Origin of the sequence: Paenibacillus sp. LjRoot153 (assembly GCF_964253085.1) — a bacterium.
Taxonomy (GTDB): domain Bacteria; phylum Bacillota; class Bacilli; order Paenibacillales; family NBRC-103111; genus Paenibacillus_E.
The window spans coordinates 1,485,568-1,503,711 of record NZ_CAXUQH020000001.1; the positions used below are offsets into that span (position 1 = coordinate 1,485,568).

Here is an 18,144-nt window from a genome sequence, read left to right on the forward strand (position 1 = left end):
GTTCTTATTGAGGGGGCTTTTAAGTTGATGCAGAGTAGAGAGGATATTATTGCTCTTATACATACGGATGAATGGATGATGGACATCCTCAGAGCGGCTCGATCCTTACAACTCCCCGATTGGTGGGTTTGTGCAGGCTTTGTTCGTTCGAAAATCTGGGATACCCTTCATGAATGTAAAGAACGAACACCACTCTCGGATGTAGATGTCATCTATTTTGATGCTTCAAATATAAGTGAGGATATTGAAAAACGATTTGAAGAACAGTTAAAACAAATCATTCCCTACATACCTTGGTCCGTAAAAAACCAGGCAAGAATGCATACAGTCAATAACATTCCCCCATATTCGTCTTCCATGGATGCAATGTCCAAGTTCCCTGAGACAGCAACTGCCTTAGGGTTGGCGTTAGACGACCAGGATAATGTGCGGTTAGCTGCCCCATGTGGAGTTGATGATGTACTACAAGTTATTATCAGGCCAACTTCCTATTTCTCAGAAAGTAAGCACCTTGCTGCTATATATGAAAAACGAATCGTACAAAAGAACTTTAAAGGCAAGTGGCATAAGGTGACCGTAATTCACACGATGTAGTACAAGAAAATTGAGTCACTCATTTCAGGGGCTGCAACATTGCAGCCCTTTTGTTGCATTCGTATGAATGGACTTGTGCGGGGAACCTTATTGAGTGAGGAAACTAATTTGCATAAGCAATATAATGATATTTCAACTTTTGCCTAGAAAGGAATGATCAGGTGGATGCCTAGCAGAATGAACTGGTGGAAGCTCGGTTTGACGTTCTCTTTATTCTTCTCACTGCCGATTCTGCTTCCTGTTTCTTCCTCCGGGAAGACGGACGATTCGATTCAAACGTTCTATCAGAGCTCCAAATCAGGTAAGTTGATCAACTTCGTTGGCGATAGTACGACAGAAGCGGCGCAGGGATTATATGATCAGCTGTCAGAGATCTATGGGGCTCCCGGAGGCGTTCTGGAAGGGGCACGAATCCGCAACCGCGGCTCCAGCGGCAATACGCTGCATCATTTTGTTAACCAAATCGCTACTAACGGCAATACCCTCGACAATGTGATTAAAGACCAAGCTGATTTGTATGTCGTTTCTTATGGGATCAACGACATTCGGGACAACAGTCCTACACAGCAGATTAAAGCCGATCTGAAGCTCGTTGTTGACAGGCTCTTGAAAGAAACGCAAGGTGTGGTGCTGCTTCGCATACCGAATCCATTCCTGTCAGTGAATCGCTGGAGTTATATTCATATCGATATTAAGAAAGCGCAGCTTTACTCAGATCAGCTTTGGGATGTGTATAATAACTTCCGGGCCTATGATCCGCGCGTCGATATTCTCGATATCCCCAGTCTCGTGTTTGGACGTAAGGTTCGGCCAGAGCATCCGTTCATGCAGGATACAATCCATCCGAATGAAGCAGGCTACCGGGCGATCGCAGATGCGGTTGCTCAGAAAATATCTGGCCAACTGGTCAAGCCGAAATCAGAGCAGTAGCTTACGTTAAGTCGGTTCGGGAAGGAGCCGCACTGCACAGCTGGAAGTTCTGTTCAATCAGGCTTCAGGCAGCAACTATTCACTCTGGAGGAGCGTCTATTTAACGATGACACTATTTTCCAATGGATATTATAGACAAAGGTCCATGAACGGAGCTGCTGCTGTTGATGAAACAATGGATAACGGTTACTGCCCTTTCTGCGCTGCTGCTTAGTTCCTGTTCCGCCGCGGGGGAGGAACGGTCGAAAGCCGGGGATGCTGTTACGGGAATCAAATCCCACAAACAACAATTGATTCATGCGGAAGGAACAAACGTGATGGAACGGATAGTCGTTCCTAAAGGTTATGAGAGGGTTGCTGTAGAGGATGGGTCATATGGGGATTATTTGCGGAATCTGCCTCTGAAGCCCCATGGCTCCAAGGTACATTTGTTTAATGGGGAGCTTAAGGCTAAAGAGGTTTACGAAGCTGTGCTCGATGTGGATGTAGGGGAGCGGGATCTGCAGCAGTGCGCCGATGCGGTTATGAGGCTGCGTGCGGAATACCTATATGGCAGTGGCAAGTATGATAAGATTCACTTCAATTTTACAAATGGCTTTAAAGCTGACTATGCAACATGGAGGAAAGGGAATCGGATTGAAGTTTCCGGTAACAAGGTCTCATGGACCAAACGGGGAGCGGCCTCCAACAGTTACGAGGTGTTTCGAAGTTATCTGAACATGGTATTTGCGTACGCGGGAACATTGTCCTTGTCGAAGGAAATGAAGCAAGTGCCGCTGTCAGAGATGCAGGCTGGAGATGTGTTTCTGGAAGGGGGCTCGCCGGGACATGCAATCGTTGTATTGGACATGGCTCAGAACCCCAAGAACGGTGAAAAGCTCTTTATATTAGCTCAGGGCTACACGCCTGCGCAAGACATACACATTCTGGAGAATGAGGATAACGGGGAGGGGAATCCTTGGTATTCCACTGCGTTTGAGGGGAAGCTGAAATCCCCGGAATGGACATTTACTAGGGAACAACTGTACAGGTTCACAGATTAATGCCAAGGGACAGTTCATGCATATTATTCCCATAAAAAAGAAAAAATATAGGAAGGTGCGCGAATATATTATATGAATGCGGGGTGATTATTAGTGTCTCATAATGCATTTTGGTATATGGGACTGAGTGTACTATTCTTGATTTTACTTGCCTTTGTGTTTTATAAAAAAAGAAGCATGCATACTTTATTTCAATTTCTAGTACTAGTGGAAATTGCATACCTCATTGAAGCCGTAATCTATATTTTCTTTGGAAGCTATCTATATCACCCGAAAATCATCAAATACAATACATATTACGATAGCCATCTGGGTGCACTTACTTCAAATTTGTTTGCAGTTCCTGTGGTTGCAACTATCATATCCGTATTTCAGCTTAGCTGGGTTTGGATTATTTTAGCTACAGTATTGTTCGGGGGAATTGAATGGTTGTTCGTGGAGCTTCAAATATACACCCTGCATTGGTGGCGAATTATCTATACGGTTATAGGTCTTCTGGTATATTTTCCACTCTCAAAAATAATTTATCGGCGGATTTTAAATTCCTTAAATGGTTTTCTTCATTCCATTTTTTTATTTTTGTGCATTGGGCCCATATCGGGTACGTTGCACTTTCTCCCCATTATGTTCTTCTCAAACAGGGTTTACACACCTGGGTGGTATGAAAATCAATCCTATGACACAAGTGCTTTCTCCGTTGTGTATTACATAAGCATTTGTATAATATTAGTTGTATTAGTGAAGTTGATCAGGATAAAGAAATGGTTGAAAATTGTAATGACAATAATGGTTACATTAACAGTGACATATTCTCTAAAAAAAGTAGGGATATTGTTTAGTACTGTTTGGTGGGACTCATGGTACTATATGTTGTTCCCCCTGCCTGTTTTAATCATGCTGAGGCGTTCAGCAAACGTTTATATGAAGGTCGATTGACGAAATAGATAGGAAGACAAACTGGAAATGATGAACGAAAATTTAATGGAAACCATTAAAGGCTGCCGTGATGAATGGCAGCCTTTTCTCACCTAACGAGCAGTGTGGTTGAAAAAGGAACTTTAAGTTAAATCTCGAATATTTAATGTAATCGGGTAGTTGAATATTTGATGACAGACAGGAGTTAGGTACGATGATAAAAGGTTTTGGAGGAGTTTTTTGGAGAACTAAGAATCTTGAAGTAATAAAAAAATGGTACAGTGAAGTGTTGAAGATTGAAATAGATAATTGGAATGGAACTGTGATAAAACCCGAATTAGGAAATGAGACTATCTTTTCATTCTTTACCGAAAATGATAGTTATTTTCCAACAGAACAACAAGTGATGTTAAATTTCCAAGTACATAATCTAAACGAGACTATTAAGCATCTTGAACATATTGGTGTACCTCTTGCAAAGAAAAAAGAGACTAGTGAATATGGAAAGTTTATTTGGATTGAAGATCCTGAAGGTCGACTGGTCGAGCTTTGGGAGAAATAACAAGTTGAGCGCCTAGAGGGTTAGAGGTTACATATAAGAACGCTAGGTACATTGATAAAACAAGAAAAACCGTCAGTTTTTCACTAACGGTTTTTACCATGGTATTAATCTTGTTTGCTACCTTTATTTTTCTCGTGCCCGTTGCCGTTGCCGTAGTCGTTGTCGTGTCCGTTGCTGTTCCCTTTTTCGCCGCCGTTGTGTTGGCTATGGTTCTTTTTCTCTTTTGCTATCCCAGATTTATCTATATCCTGTTTGTCTTCGCCCTTCTTCGTTTGATCTGCTTTTTCCGTTACGAAGTGTTCCTGTTTCTTTTGGTCCGAGACAGGCTCGTTTGTAACTGGCGTTGTAACTGGCGTTGTAACTGGCGTTGTAACTGGTGTTGTAACTGATGTTGAAGTTGGTGATGGAACCAGCGGAGCAATGGACTGCTCTTCCTTAGCTGTAACGTTCTCATTCTCCTGTCCAAGTTTCTCTTTACGTTCAATTTTGGCCAGTTTTTTATCTAGATGAGTAAACGACTTCTCTATATTTTTCATTAAAGCTAGCTGGGCTTTCGGATTTCCCACTTTTTCCAATGCCGAGGCCAAGGCTAGAATGTTATGCTGCAAATCGGTCTTTACCTTCAGGACCTGCTCCGGATTTTTCACTTCCTTTACAGGAGTGGTCTCATCTTCGGTTTCGGTTTGCTCATCTGCTGACTGCTCACTGCTTGGTATAGCTGCGATTGTTGTTGCAGTTTCTTTTTGTGTTGAAGCCTCTGTTTCAGTAGCCGTCGCTTGTGTCGTATTCTCTGCTAGCGTAGTCGTAACGGTTATTGAAATACCAGTAGCCTGGTCTGTTTTTTGAACAGCACTTTGCTGAGTTTCCAGTGACTTCTGAAGAGATAGACTTGCCTCATTCGATTTTCCTTGAGCCAATAAGGCGTTGGCTTCTTTTAGTCGCTCTTGGGCGAGTGCGGTAAGCAGTCGTGCCTCCTTTACGTCATTGACAGTTAGGGCCATTCGAATATTTTCGTACATTGTTTTTACAAAATAGAAGAAGTCTCCTGGCAAAAGATCTGGAGTCTCCGTTTCGGATTCGCTCAAAGTCGTGCCTGCTTGCGGGGAGATAGACGTATTCTGGGTGACGCTCATGGATGTGGGATTAGACGAAGGTGCTGTTGGTGTAATCTCCGAAGCCAATACACTACCGGTACCCACGCTAAAAACGAGTATGCTAAGCATGGCGCTCTTGGCGAGAAGGTTGTTTCTTTTGGACTCTTTTGTTAACTTCAATATCATAAGTATTACCGCCTTATTAAGGTATTTTAGCTGCAGCTGATACTAAGGTATACGAGATCCAAAAGCTTTTTTAGGGGGCAGGTAGGATTAGGTACGCAACGGTAACAATAGCTAAACAAACAAATAGGCTGCCTGTAGGCAGCTTAGGGAGTGCTGTGAAATAATATTTGTAGAGTTAAGTATACCCTCACAAAAATAGAAGAAGCATCCGAATATATTAACGTAGACAACTAAGGAGGCGTAATAAGATGAAGAAAAGATGGATGGTTATCGCGTCATGTGTACTGGCAACGAGCCTTATGGCAGGATCGGCATTTGCAAAATCCGAAACAAGCAATGCTAGTGAGGGCAAGTCGGATACTGTGAAAGTTAACGTTGATCTCAAGGTGAATGCTAAATCGGATGTGACTGTGACATCCGACACTTATGGCAATCAAGGTCATAATGGATACAAGGGGCTGCTCAACGCGATCAACAATGTGAAGGACAAGCCTGCAGGGGCTGTTATTGCCGAACTTCTGTTGACAAAATACGAGACTCAGCTTACTTCCGAAATGAAAGCTGAGCTTGAGGCCATCAAAGAGAAGGACGCAGCCTTATCGGCGTTAGCTGATCTGTTGGATAGAACCGGGAGCGTAACCGACGCGGTTTACGTTCAAAAGGAAGCTATTATAGCAAACGTTACAAATCTTGATTCTTACAAAAAACTTGGTAAATTGTACGATAAACTAGGGAAAAAAGGTGTGAAATTATACGTAAACGGTGAAGAGCCAACTTTCGAGGTAGCTCCATTTATCCGCGAAGGCAACACTTTAGTTCCATTCCGTGCTATCTCCGAGGCGTTGAAAGCAACGGTTACCTGGAATGAAGAAGAGCGTTCAGTTACTGTTACACGTGATGGTATCACAGTGAAACTCTATATTGATAGTAAGATAGCAACTGTCAATGGGAATGAAGTTACTCTCGAAGTGCCAGCAGCGATTGAAAACGGCAGCACGGTTGTGCCAGTTCGTTTTGTAAGCGAAGCTTTAAAAGCAGCAGTTAAATGGGAGTCGGAGACCCAATCTGTCGTTATTTACGAAGATTAATCCAGTATTAAATTCTAGGAGCCATCCAGTTGCGGATGGTTCTTTTCATTTAGTAAAATCCGTCCGAGTATCGACTTGATAAATTGAGCGTACAAATAAATTTGACATTTGTTTGATATCAAACTAAAATGTGATTATGGAAACTAGAGATGCAATTTCATTAACCTCCAAAATTAGGGAGAAAGTAAATCGGTTTATTGTAACTGAGATGATGAAGTATGGAATAGACGGTATTGGCACTTCGCATGGTGATATCTTCTATGCGCTATTTAAGAATCCAAAACTCACTATGGCGGACATTTCTAAAAAGATTAATAAGGATAAATCTACAGTCACAGCACTTGTTGACAAGTTGGTCCGGCTCGGGTATGTGACGAAGGAAAGGGACAAAGAGGATACGCGGGTTGTTTATGTTGCTTTAACCAATAAGGGGAGTGAACTGGAACCGATCTTTGAAACAATATCTAAAGAATTGTTAGATATGTTTTACTTAAACATCTCTGAAAAAGAAAAAGAAGATCTACTTAACGTATTAAAAAAAATTTATGGGAACTTATAAATTTTTTTTGATAAATAGTTTGATATCAAATTAAATCGCGAGGAGGAAATATACGTGAGAGATTTTACGAAAGAATTGCCCGAACATACGGAGAAATACATCGGAGAAAATGATTTGTTTTTACAGATATTCGAGGGGGGAAACCTGCCGAAAACAACTAAACAAAGACCCCCTTTGCTTTTTGTACACGGTGCCTACACAGGAAGTTGGATGTGGAGCAAATATATTCCTCACTTCATCAGTGAAGGGTGGGAATGCTATGTCATGAACTTGAGAAGTCACTACAAAAGCAGGTCGCTGGATATGACTAAGATAACTTTCGAGGATTATTTGGAGGATATTAAAGAGGTTATCGCTGAGTGTAGTGTTCCGCCAGTTCTTATCGGATTTAGCATGGGGGGGATCTTGTGCGAGAAGTTGGCTGAAAGCGAAGAAATTGCCGGGTTGGTGTTAATCGATTCAGTTATAAGCAAAGAGGTTTTCGAAATAGTACCATATAAAGAATTAAACCAAATGACAGCTAGTATTGTATTGCCTGCCCCAGTCCGTGTAGAGCTTTCAAGCATAGATGAAAACGCAGATGACATTAAATTTCAAAGAAAGTATCTGGCGATGGAGTCATCGAAGGCATTTAACGCTTTTGTTTTTTCAGTCGAGTCAAAGGGGATATCCATAAAGAGTAGTTCGATTACTTGCCCATGCCTGGTTGTCAAAGCAGTAAACTGTGATGATGACGATCGTCGGGGTAGCGTGACAGCGGAGCATCTCCGTGCTGAATATAAAGGGCTTTGGAACACAACTCATACCGGCGTGCTTGTAGGGCAGAGGTATATGCAATCTGTAGATACAATCATGGATTGGTTAAAAAGATTTTAAATTTGGAAAAAATAGGTATATAACAACCGGGGATGGGGAATTATTGTTGCAGATATCAATTACCATATGGGCATTGTTTTATTTATTCGGCTATTAATCGGAGTGACTGACGTGTATAATTCTTTCTGGTATTTTGCTCTACTTCTTTCAAGCTCAATATTATTTTGTTTTATAATTGTAAAAAAAAGAAACACGCAAACGCTGTTTCTTTATTTAACAATGGTTGGGTATGGTTATATCATCGAGACCACGATTTTTAATTTCTTAGGAAGCTATGATTATGACCCAAATATAATCAAGCATGATTCTTTTTATGACAGTGAATTGGGAGCATTTTTCTCGAACGCACTATCTTTACCGATTACAGCAACTTTGATAGCAACTTTCCGCTTAAATTGGCTTTGGATCGTCTTTTTTTCAGGATACTTTGTAGGGGTTGAATGGTTATTTTTAAAGCTCCATATCTATACACACCACTGGTGGAGGTTAGAATATACCGGATTGGGTCTCCCTGTGTATTATGTTCTGGCCAAAATCTTTTATAAATGGATTTTGCTTCCTGCAAGAGGGTTCAGACACAATTTGATGCTTTATTTAATCACGGGTTCCATTTGTGCCAGCGCCCACATTCTGCCGATGCTCTTTTTCATGAATCGATTCTATCGCCCTGGGTGGTTTGAAAACGTAGGTCGCGATTCCATCGCCTTCTCAGCAATTTACTATTTGTGCGTAAGCCTTTTGTACTGTGTTATTGTTAGAATAAATTGGAAAACGATGTGGATAAAATATATTTTAACAGGTTTATTTATTTATACAGTGAATAAAGTTCTTATAAAGATTGAAATCCTTCACAGCCTCGTGTGGTGGGACCAGATGTACTATGTTTCATTAGCCATATGTCTTATTGCGCTTGTTAACATCATAGATAAAAGATTATCTAAACTGCATGAATGAACTTTATAGTTAGTCTAGTTGTATTGCCTCGATATTAAGCTCAATCCTTACTTTGTTACGGCTTTCTCCAACTTGAACGCTACTGAAAACAGCATGTCAGTAGCGTTTTAACATTTTTTCGGCTTCCTGGCGAATCCGATTCCGGAATGATTCAGGCTCCAGTACCATCACATCCGCTCCCCAGCTAAGCACCCATTGCAGAGACTCATCCAGGTGGCGAACTCTTAAGACTACGTACAATCCATCTTGCTGCTCTTCCATGTCTTCCATGTAAGTGTAGTTCGATTCCTTCACCTTATCAGCCATGTCCTGATTAAAGCGAAGGCTAACTCGCAAGTGCCGATCATCCTGAGGGGTGTACTCCCTTAAGTTAAAATGGGCAGGAAGTTCAAAGCGATCCTCCAGATCGATAAGTGCGGTTATTCGGGACAAACGGAAATGTCGAATATCTTGGCGCAGATCGCAATGAGCCACGAGCATCCACGATCCTTGAACGAGCACCAGTCCATAGGGAGCAACCGTACGAAAACTATGGCGATTCTCCTCGGTATCCACAAGTTTTTTTATATAACGAAAGCTAATCTTTCGCTCGTCTAATATGGCTCGACGGATATTTTCGAGATATTCCGTTTCTTTTGAAGGCGTAATCGGGTTATCGGAAGGGAGCAAGCGCATAGCTTTGCGGACCCGAGAGGTTTCATTACGAACGCTCTCCGGCAGAATAGCTTCGATTTTCCCGCGAGCGGCTTGAGCCTTGATACGGTAATCAGAATCAAATCGTTGCTCGATAAAGTCCGTTCCAATGAGCAAGGTTACGGCTTCTTCTACCGTGAAACTGACCGGAGGCAGGAAATAGCCTTCCATCAAAGAATATCCTGTTCCAGTGGCTCCAATGATCGGCACACCTGCCTCACTTAGAGCCTGAACGTCGCGGTAAATGGTCCGCACGCTGATTTCAAATAGGGCTGCCAAATCTTCGGCTCGTACCACTTTTTTTCGTTGCAACTCCAGCACGATGGCTAACAAACGGTCTGTTTTATTCATTGGCCGCCTCTCTATAAACCTAAAATAACGATACGCGCAACTCATTTTCTACAAAAGACAAAGAATCCCTCATATACATCAATATATAGAGAAGAGCCACACCTGACAATGGGTTGCATAATCTGCCTGATGCTGAGTCAAATAAAGATGGATAGTAACTAAAAGAAAGGATGGTTAGGATGATTACACAAGAGTGTCTTATAAGTGAAATTCAATATCTTATTGAAGAATACATCCAAGGCTTATCTGCACCATTTGATTCTTTCTTAGAGGAACATATTCTAGCTTCGACTTTTTATAAAATCCTAGAGGGATCAAGAATAGTGGGTTACTACGCTATTCACAACAACGAACTTCTAACCCAATTCTATATCAGTCGCCCCTACCAAATGTCCTCGCAGAGAATGTTTAGCCACGTGCTTGAAAGTAATTTAGTGAACGCACTTTTCGTTCCGACCTGTGATGAACTTTTTATGAGCCTAGCGATAGATAAGGACTTTACGATCAACAAACAAGCTTACTTTTTCCAAGACAATCAATCCGGCATAGTAGAGAGTAATCTTTCGAATGATGAATCATTTCGCGCTGCAAATTTGGAAGACTTGCAACAAATACAACAAATCTGTGGAGACTTTCTTGACCAATACGAACGGCGGATTGCACATGGAGAACTCTTTACTTACTATAGAGATTCTGTGCTGCTTGGAATCGGTGTAGTTGGAAGTTCTAAGATGATCAAAGGAATAGCAAGCATCGGTATGTTCACTAATGAGGCATATAGAAAGCAAGGAATTGGGAGAGTCATCATTTTACAATTAAGAAAATGGTGTGATGAGCAGGGGATTAAGCCTGTAAGTGGATGTTGGTACTATAACGAGGCTTCTAAGAGGACTCTTGAGAGTGCCGGAATGGTCACGAAAACAAGGTTATTGAATATTAAAGTCAATTCATAGAAAGATTTTCTCATCCAAAGGAGCATTCCTATGAACTTATCTGATCTTCATAAGCACTTACCATCCCTGAATAACGTGACCGAAATTTCACGGATTACCAAAGGATTCTCCTTCGATAATAAGTATTTTTTATATGAGAATAGTGAAACGCCTCACTATGTACTACGCACGGCACCTCTGAAACAAATGCAAAAAAAGCAATCAGAATTTAATGTTGTTGCTAATGTATTTGATCGTGGGGTAAGAACGTCGAAACCGATACAATTCGGTGCGATAGAATCGCCCCGCGAGGTTAGTACCCCATTCTGCAGGGGGCAAATACGAGGTTACTTTAATGGCACTGTTCCGGAGGAGTTCTGGCGATTGTACGCGCTGTACACGGCTATGATTATTTTTGGGACAGTTACCTGGACGCTGCAGGTGATTCCAGAGCAGCTCCAATCCATGTTGGGTAGAATTCGTATTGTGTTAGATGATCATCAAAATTTTGAGAAATGTATCCCCAAGTGGTTTACTTCCTAAGTTAGTACTGCCCAAAATAGTTAAGAACGGATAGCTCCTGTCAACTGGCATATACAAGCTTATCTTACATACAATGGAGATGTACAAGATACTGCTTGACTATGGGGGAGCTATGAAGCCAAAAACGCTCATGATTTTACAAATCGCAGCAACGTATATGGGAACTGTGGTAGGGGCAGGATTTGCCTCTGGGCAGTCTATTATGCATTTCTTCACAATCTACGGAGCGTATGGCGGAGTTGGCATAGTGATTGCGACGGCCTTTTTTATATGGATTGGGACGAAAATGATGATCCTCTCGCATCGACTTAAGGCATCTTCTTATCAGGAACTGAACGATTATTTATTTGGAGATTTTTTTGGGAAAGTCGCGAATACCTTGACGTTTATTATCCTATTCGGCGTGACCGCTGTGATGATGTCGGGTACTGGCTCTATTTTCGAAGAGCAGTTGAGACTACCGTATCAGTTTGGAATCATTATTAGTATGCTGCTGTGCTACTTGGTCATGAGCAAAGAAATGCACGGGATTCTAGCCATTAATTCTCTTGTCATGCCGTTGATGCTTTTTTTCATGGTGCTTGTGATCACCCGTGTTGTTGGGTTAGATGGGATTGGGGGAGCTACGAATTGGCAAGAGCTGCAAGCAAGTACCCATTTGAAATGGATCATGAGTCCGTTTACATATGTCGCCTTAAATTTCGCCTTTGCTCAAGCGGTCTTGGTGCCGTTAGGCAGTGAGGTTCAGGATGAGAGCATATTGAAATGGGGCGGCCTGTGGGGAGGCATTGGGCTTGGTGTTATGCTGTTAATCAGTCATTTTGCGATACATTCGCGGATGCCGGAGATCTTGAATTTTGAAATTCCTATGGCTGAAATTATACGAGGTTTTGGACGGTTCTTTCATGTTCTATTCATCCTGGTTATTTACGGGGAAATCGTAACGACGTTAATTGGAAATGTGTTCGGAATTACTCGACATATTCAACGTATACATCCACTCCCACGAAATTGGGTAGTTCTAGCTACTTTGTTAACATGTTTATTAATCAGTCAGGTTGGTTTTACATCACTTCTTACGTATCTATACCCACTCTTTGGGTATATGGGGATGATTCTTCTTATTTTTTTAATAATAAGACCTATGCCTGGTAAGTAATTAATACATAAATGAAGGAGCTTTTGTCATGTGGGTTCAAAACATAGGGAATTTGGAAATCCGCCGATTAGGGTGTAGGGATGTTCCAGCGATTCGAGCCCTTATGGTTGATGTCGTATCTAGACTTGCTTCGCAAGACCTTTTTGCCATGGATGATGAAGATTACTTGGAGGTTCACATACAAGAAAAAGGTGAGATATATGGCGCTTTTCTAAGCGAGGAGCTTGTTGCCTATTCCGTATTGGCGTTCCCTGGTCGGAGTGAAAGTAATCTTGGCCGGGAATTTGGGGTGCCTGAGTCAGATTTACCATACGTAGCCAGCCTTGACGCGACAATCGTCCATGAATCTGTTCGTGGCCAGGGTTTACAACGATATTTCCATACCTTACGTGAAGGGCGAGCGCGGGAAAACGGCTACCGATACTTATATTCAACGGTTCATCCCGACAATGTTGTGAGCAAACATAATTTAGAAGCTGCAGGGTTTGCTCTCCAATTTACCCGCCCTATGTATAATGGCAAGCCTAGGCATTGTTATGCCAAGCACCTACAAAAGTGGGACAGGTATTTTTCTATAATGATCTAAAAATCCTATGTATACTTGGAACCCATTCGGGCAATAATAGGGTTTATTGCGTTAAAAATGAAATTAGAAGTAAACCTGTTTACCGGATAATGTTCGAATTATAAATGTATCCATATTGGAATGAAAATTGTTGAAGTATTGCCTGCAATATGTTTAATTTCTCCTTTCGGATAAACGCAAGAATGAAGAAGCTGTGATCATAGATCCGGCTTCTTTTTTATTGTTCATATGTTAAAATAAGGAAGAAGTGTATTGGTTATATGCCGATAGGGGGAGGGATTATGACTCGGAATATCCTGCTGTCCTTTGTTTTTCACATGCTGATCCTTGTGATGTCAGGTATGCTATTAGCAAGTGGGAATCACCCGGTACTCATCATTTTTATGATGCTGTTAGTCATTTCGGGCTATGTATTACTTGGAAATATCTTTCTTAGACCCATGGGGTCAGTCGCTGCAAACCTTCTATCGGTCTCATTTGTTAGCGTAGTCGGTTTCATATTAGGGCTATATACTTGGATATTCCCAAGTATGATGGGATTTAATTGGATGATATTTTTAGGATATTACTTGTATATATTTGGACTGGTAGATGCGTTTAACATGAATCCTGGACCACATTTTACGTTTTGTTTTTTTGCAATACCTTCATTGTTTCTATGGATCGGCCTACAGTTAAAAGCATCAGGGTATTCAATTAGTGGAATTCTCACATAGTGAAGGAGTTGACCTTCTTATGACTGTTCATTTACCTCGTAAGATCACAAGAAGAGCCTTTCTGAGCACATCAAGTAAAGTTGTACTAGGCGTGTCTGGTGTGTTACTTGGGAATACGGCTTTGTTTTATTACGGAGCGGTTCATGGGCAAAAGCAGGATGAGCAGGCTACTCGGGAAATTCCGTCTAGTTTCGTAAAGGTCGGCCAAGTAGAGCACCTGCAAGCTATGACTGGCTACGAGAAGGTTTATTATAACGCTACGATCGAGGATGCTTGGGTAAAAACGCCTAAGCAGGGCTTCGTTTATGTGACAAAAGATGAGCGCGGCGCGCTTGTTATCCTTTCACCGGCATGCACGCATCTGGGCTGTTCGGTGGAGCCGGCTACAGAAGCGCAGCGTAATCGAAAAAAGGATCTTTTCTTCTGGTGCCCTTGTCACGGAGCCGAATTCGATACGGTGGGAAATGCTGTCGGTATGGCGCTGCCAAGATTGGAAAAATATCACCCCCTTATTATTGAGGGGCATGTATACGTGGATATTTCGATGCCAGAGAAATGAACGTGATTGTAAAAATAAAACCAAAAACCACAACCTTGATGGTTGTGGTTTTCAGCATTTGGACTTAGGCAGATCTTCGCGCCCAGTATTGCTTCCAGTGAAAATAGATGAAGCATCCAAAGCAAAAGCCGCATAAAGCCAGTACGACAGCTATGGTGAGCATACTTAATGTGATGTAGGCCAGAGTCATGAGATTGAAAAGTGAAGCTATTAAGGTAACGACGAGAAAAAGAATCGCTAGCAAATTGTTAAAACGAAGCAACACACGGCTTTCCGTTCGTGCACTAACAGGAAAGAGTCGAGAGAACAGTCGGACAAAAAGATTGTATTTTACGCCAAAAGAACGACTAATTAGCTGAATGATCAAAGGAACGACAAGAATCCAAAGCTGCTGACTTAGAACACTGGCAACTATACTTAACAGAATACCTAGTTGATTCCCTCGTACACGATGCAAGGGAACCTCATCTACACAATCGTAATCGCCATGCAAAAGTGGGTTCGTCATGGTCATCCTCCATTCACAATGAGATGTTAATATCACCATTATACACTAATTCATAGTATTCTTATAGGAATAAAATAAATTATTCATTGCCGTGGATTTTTCATAAACGTACTCGGGGTCATGCCCTGCCATTTACGAAATTGATTCGTGAAATGGTTATAGTTCTGAAAGCCAACGTCGTAACAGACCTCCGAAGCACTGCGTCCCGTATGGGCCAGCATCATAACTGCTTGTTGAATCCGCATGCGATTCAGTGTATCAATGATGGAATAGCCGGTGCTCTCTTTGAAAAGGTGAGATAATCTCGACGGCGAGAGACCGACTGTCTGAGCAAGATCCTCAAGGCGTATCTGTTCGCGCATCTGTTGTGATAGCAAGTGAAGGACCTCTTCAATGCGGGGGTCCATTTTGCGCATGCTTTTCTGAGCCATGATGAGGAGTATTTCCCGTAAGGAACTGCAACAGAGCTCGAACCAATACTCACCGCGTTCACGGGAATCTGCCAATATGCGAGCAAAAGCTAGGTGAATTCGCTCTTGGATAGATTCGTTCTCAATGTTGATGAGGAGTTGCCCCTCTTGTGGGAGCAAGTTGGTTTCTGTGAGTGTGGAGGGGAAATGCGCCCAAACGAACTGCCAGGTATGGTTTTTCAATGTGCCATAATACTGGGGAGTTCCGGGAGCCAATAAGATGAGAGCTCCTTTCTTACAGACGTGTTCTGTACCTCGGTAGTTAACAAAGCCTGCTCCATCCAATGTGAAAATCAATAACCAATCATCCCGACCGTGAGGACGCATAGTAACATACGAATCAGGCTCTATATAATGGCCCGCCAACAATGTATCCAATTGCATGCTGGGAAATTCCTTTCTTTGCCTGTTTAAGTTAGATTCTAGTATACCACGGAATAGCAGGATTATAGGAATCATTAGCATGATTATTACTTCTATGCAAACGGATTTTTCGTTATGCTAAAGACATAGAAAAACAAGTTGATTACGGAGGTAAGAGCGATGACGAAAGCACTAGTTAAACTGACGAAGGAACAAAAACAGCATTTTGAAACAGAGGGATACGTGATCGTGAAGGGTCTTTTTTCGGAGGGGGATTTGGCTAAAATTGATGAAACCTTTGAAGCGATTAGCGAGCAATCGATTCCAGGTCATTTTGAGCCTGAGTTGACGGCTGAAGTCGTAGATCCTTTGAAACGCTATCCGCGTGTCATGCACCCGCATCGGTTTAATGAAACAGCAAAGACCTATATGCTGCATCAGCCTGTATTAGAAGTACTAGCAGATTTGTATGAGGAAGAGGCGCTGGCTGCGCAAAGCATGTTTTATTACAAACCACCGGGCTCCCGGGGGCAAGCGCTGCATCAGGATAACTTTTATCTGCAGGTTGAGCCAGGCAATTGTATTGCTGCTTGGACGGCGATCGACGCGGCTGACGAGGAAAATGGAGGGTTGCTCGTTGTACCGAAAACGAATGCCCTCGAAATCTCATGTCCCGATATCGCAGATTCTAAGGAATCATTTACGACCCACTACGTGAAACCGCCGAAGGACGAGAAGGCAATGCCGGTCATTATGGACCGAGGGGATGTTCTCTTTTTCAATGGGAATTTGATTCATGGTTCCTATCGAAACAAGTCCAAGGATCGCTTCCGCCGCGCGTTCATCTGCCATTATGCCAATGCTTCTGCGACGCATATTAGCAATCATTACCGACCTTTGTATCGAGCAAATGGGGAAGCTATCTCTTTGGAGATCAATCCCAATGGCGGTCCTTGCGGCGACGAATTTGAGACGGTTTACCCACATTAAACAAGAATAACGGTTAAAGGAATCGTTCTAAGGCAGAGTTTGTGGCCTAGGGGCGATTCTTTTTTTGAAAATAGTTCAGTGATTCCGTCGCATTTCGCTTGACAGGTTAATTAGATCAATTTAATCTAAAGGAGCTAGTTAAACGTTTAACCGATGGAGCTGAAACACATATGAGCAGACCAAAACAAGTCACCATTGTAGAAGTGGCAGCAGCAGCTGGGGTATCGATTGCCACGGTCTCCAATGTGCTGAATAGAGGTGGGATCCGTTCGTCCAAGGAGACGATTCGTAAAGTTGAATTGGCGGCAGAGCAATTGGGGTATCGACGCAACACAATGGCAGCAGGATTAAGTCGTAACAAAACCTTTGAGATTGGTCTCATTGTTCCTGGGTTAACGAGTTATTACGGACGGTTAGCCGAGTATTTACAATTGGAAGCTCATCATGCGGGTTATCATTTATCCGTTTTTTCTTCAGGTGGATTCGATCCGACCATTGAACGAAGAAACTTAGAAGTGTTACTGCAGCGAAGAGTGGATGGACTCATCTGTCATGGCTTAGCGATGGGAAAGGATTCCACACGCGCCATCGTCAACAGCGGAACGCCTCTAGTGCTCATTAATGGCTGGGGTTGGCCCGAGGATATTGCCGTTGGTGCAGTAAATCTAGGCTTTGCCGAAGCTTGCAGACAATCAACGAAATTGCTTGCCGATCGCGGCTGCGATGAACTCATTTACGTGGGCAGCAAGCATTCGAATGTGATTGATGAACAGCGCCGGAATGGGTTTCATCTGGGTTTACAGCAACTGACCGTGGAGATTCCTCATCGCATCGTCGAAATGAAAGAATTGGACTTGGAGACATTTTTCCAAGAGATGATGGCGGGGTCAGCGCGGCGAACAGGGATCATCGCTTTTGATGATCATGTTGCCTTAAAGCTGCTTTCGGCTGCCAATAGACAGAAGATCGACTTCCCGGACCGACTACAAATGATCGGTATTAATAACGACTATATGGTAAGGCATAGTTACCCTGGCATTTCCAGCTGGGACATTCCTTATGAGCTTCAGGCGCAAATGGCCATTGGAAAATTGCTGCATAAGTTTGGACATTCCGTAGAGGCAAGCGAGGAGCGAGAATTTGAAGTCCCGCTTACATTTATAGAACGAGAAACAACCAAATTAGCCCATACAGAGTAAAGAAATACGTCGCAGTCTCCTTTTGTGGGAGCTTGCGGCGTTTTTTTTATAAGGAAGGTGATTTGGAGGTGAGATAGTCAACGAAGTCGAATTAATTCCACACTTTTAAGTCAGTTCTGTATTATCTCCACTATTTCTTGAAATCGTCTGCTAGTTTCGACCATGTAACCGACCTATACTAAGAACAAGTAAACGTTACCAAATAGCTAGCCCAGCAGTGAGTGCTTAAATGTTATTGTTTACGGTTTACGCTTTTCGCTCCACGATCCACAGC

The 18,144-nt window shown here is 42.5% G+C and carries 21 protein-coding genes; 17 read left to right on the forward strand and 4 right to left on the reverse strand.

All coding sequences use genetic code 11. The features are described from left to right. Window positions 1–27: 27 nt before the first annotated feature. From ACSQ8P_RS06470 to ACSQ8P_RS06490, 5 genes are all read left to right on the forward strand, one after another. Window positions 28–594 carry a nucleotidyltransferase family protein gene (locus ACSQ8P_RS06470; protein WP_436239467.1) on the forward strand — a complete coding sequence of 189 codons (567 nt, stop codon included), beginning with the start codon at window positions 28–30 and terminating at the stop codon, window positions 592–594. A 177-nt stretch (window positions 595–771) separates the two neighbouring features. Next, a complete protein-coding gene (locus ACSQ8P_RS06475) occupies window positions 772–1,524 on the forward strand; it encodes an SGNH/GDSL hydrolase family protein (protein ID WP_436234448.1) in 753 nt (250 codons plus the stop codon). Between the two features lie 167 nt (window positions 1,525–1,691). Next, window positions 1,692–2,567 (forward strand): DUF4846 domain-containing protein, encoded by an 876-nt coding sequence (locus ACSQ8P_RS06480; protein WP_436234449.1) that lies wholly within the window; start codon window positions 1,692–1,694, stop codon window positions 2,565–2,567. A gap of 207 nt (window positions 2,568–2,774) precedes the next feature. Continuing rightward, window positions 2,775–3,503 carry a hypothetical protein gene (locus tag ACSQ8P_RS06485; RefSeq protein ID WP_436234450.1) on the forward strand — a complete coding sequence of 243 codons (729 nt, stop codon included), beginning with the start codon at window positions 2,775–2,777 and terminating at the stop codon, window positions 3,501–3,503. Window positions 3,504–3,696: 193 nt separating this feature from the next. Beyond that, window positions 3,697–4,044: a VOC family protein gene (locus ACSQ8P_RS06490; RefSeq protein WP_436234451.1), complete on the forward strand. Its 348-nt coding sequence runs from the start codon at window positions 3,697–3,699 to the stop codon at window positions 4,042–4,044. Between the two features lie 104 nt (window positions 4,045–4,148). Here the strand turns inward: ACSQ8P_RS06490 and ACSQ8P_RS06495 are convergent, their stop codons facing one another. Then, window positions 4,149–5,324: a DUF5667 domain-containing protein gene (locus ACSQ8P_RS06495; protein ID WP_436234452.1), complete on the reverse strand. Its 1,176-nt coding sequence runs from the start codon at window positions 5,322–5,324 to the stop codon at window positions 4,149–4,151. Between the two features lie 248 nt (window positions 5,325–5,572). Here ACSQ8P_RS06495 and ACSQ8P_RS06500 point away from each other — a divergent pair, with 248 nt between their 5' ends. The 4 genes from ACSQ8P_RS06500 to ACSQ8P_RS06515 all read left to right on the forward strand — a co-directional run bounded on the left by ACSQ8P_RS06500 (window position 5,573) and on the right by ACSQ8P_RS06515 (window position 8,801). Next, window positions 5,573–6,412 (forward strand): copper amine oxidase N-terminal domain-containing protein, encoded by an 840-nt coding sequence (locus tag ACSQ8P_RS06500; RefSeq protein WP_436234453.1) that lies wholly within the window; start codon window positions 5,573–5,575, stop codon window positions 6,410–6,412. A gap of 136 nt (window positions 6,413–6,548) precedes the next feature. Then, a complete protein-coding gene (locus tag ACSQ8P_RS06505) occupies window positions 6,549–6,971 on the forward strand; it encodes a MarR family winged helix-turn-helix transcriptional regulator (protein ID WP_436234454.1) in 423 nt (140 codons plus the stop codon). Window positions 6,972–7,025: 54 nt separating this feature from the next. Continuing rightward, complete coding sequence (locus ACSQ8P_RS06510; RefSeq protein ID WP_436234455.1) at window positions 7,026–7,847, forward strand: alpha/beta fold hydrolase; 822 nt, start codon at window positions 7,026–7,028, stop codon at window positions 7,845–7,847. Between the two features lie 219 nt (window positions 7,848–8,066). After that, window positions 8,067–8,801: a hypothetical protein gene (locus ACSQ8P_RS06515; protein ID WP_436234456.1), complete on the forward strand. Its 735-nt coding sequence runs from the start codon at window positions 8,067–8,069 to the stop codon at window positions 8,799–8,801. 96 nt (window positions 8,802–8,897) lie between these two features. Here ACSQ8P_RS06515 and ACSQ8P_RS06520 read toward each other — a convergent pair whose 3' ends face one another. Beyond that, on the reverse strand, window positions 8,898–9,845 hold the full coding sequence (locus tag ACSQ8P_RS06520) for a helix-turn-helix transcriptional regulator (protein ID WP_436234457.1): 948 nt from the start codon (window positions 9,843–9,845) through the stop codon (window positions 8,898–8,900). A gap of 179 nt (window positions 9,846–10,024) precedes the next feature. On the opposite strand from ACSQ8P_RS06520, the gene ACSQ8P_RS06525 reads away from it, so the two are divergent. The 6 genes from ACSQ8P_RS06525 to ACSQ8P_RS06550 all read left to right on the forward strand — a co-directional run bounded on the left by ACSQ8P_RS06525 (window position 10,025) and on the right by ACSQ8P_RS06550 (window position 14,340). Next, window positions 10,025–10,798: a GNAT family N-acetyltransferase gene (locus ACSQ8P_RS06525; RefSeq protein ID WP_436234458.1), complete on the forward strand. Its 774-nt coding sequence runs from the start codon at window positions 10,025–10,027 to the stop codon at window positions 10,796–10,798. 30 nt (window positions 10,799–10,828) lie between these two features. Then, window positions 10,829–11,320 carry a hypothetical protein gene (locus ACSQ8P_RS06530; protein ID WP_436234459.1) on the forward strand — a complete coding sequence of 164 codons (492 nt, stop codon included), beginning with the start codon at window positions 10,829–10,831 and terminating at the stop codon, window positions 11,318–11,320. Window positions 11,321–11,432: 112 nt separating this feature from the next. Beyond that, window positions 11,433–12,479: a YkvI family membrane protein gene (locus tag ACSQ8P_RS06535; RefSeq protein WP_436234460.1), complete on the forward strand. Its 1,047-nt coding sequence runs from the start codon at window positions 11,433–11,435 to the stop codon at window positions 12,477–12,479. Window positions 12,480–12,507: 28 nt separating this feature from the next. Next, complete coding sequence (locus ACSQ8P_RS06540; protein ID WP_436234461.1) at window positions 12,508–13,065, forward strand: N-acetyltransferase family protein; 558 nt, start codon at window positions 12,508–12,510, stop codon at window positions 13,063–13,065. Window positions 13,066–13,346: 281 nt separating this feature from the next. Then, a complete protein-coding gene (locus tag ACSQ8P_RS06545; RefSeq protein WP_436234462.1) occupies window positions 13,347–13,781 on the forward strand; it encodes a hypothetical protein in 435 nt (144 codons plus the stop codon). Between the two features lie 19 nt (window positions 13,782–13,800). After that, a complete protein-coding gene (locus tag ACSQ8P_RS06550; protein ID WP_436234463.1) occupies window positions 13,801–14,340 on the forward strand; it encodes a ubiquinol-cytochrome c reductase iron-sulfur subunit in 540 nt (179 codons plus the stop codon). Between the two features lie 64 nt (window positions 14,341–14,404). Here ACSQ8P_RS06550 and ACSQ8P_RS06555 read toward each other — a convergent pair whose 3' ends face one another. Next, the gene (locus ACSQ8P_RS06555; protein WP_436234464.1) at window positions 14,405–14,848 is read right to left on the reverse strand and encodes a DUF4395 domain-containing protein; all 444 of its coding nucleotides are present in this window, start codon (window positions 14,846–14,848) and stop codon (window positions 14,405–14,407) included. An 83-nt stretch (window positions 14,849–14,931) separates the two neighbouring features. Beyond that, on the reverse strand, window positions 14,932–15,702 hold the full coding sequence (locus ACSQ8P_RS06560; RefSeq protein WP_436234465.1) for a helix-turn-helix domain-containing protein: 771 nt from the start codon (window positions 15,700–15,702) through the stop codon (window positions 14,932–14,934). Window positions 15,703–15,861: 159 nt separating this feature from the next. Between ACSQ8P_RS06560 and ACSQ8P_RS06565 the strand changes: the two genes are divergently transcribed. After that, a complete protein-coding gene (locus ACSQ8P_RS06565) occupies window positions 15,862–16,671 on the forward strand; it encodes a phytanoyl-CoA dioxygenase family protein (RefSeq protein ID WP_436234466.1) in 810 nt (269 codons plus the stop codon). A gap of 170 nt (window positions 16,672–16,841) precedes the next feature. Next, window positions 16,842–17,870, forward strand: coding sequence for a LacI family DNA-binding transcriptional regulator (locus ACSQ8P_RS06570; RefSeq protein WP_436234467.1), 1,029 nt, complete (start codon window positions 16,842–16,844; stop codon window positions 17,868–17,870). Window positions 17,871–18,144 lie beyond the last annotated feature (274 nt).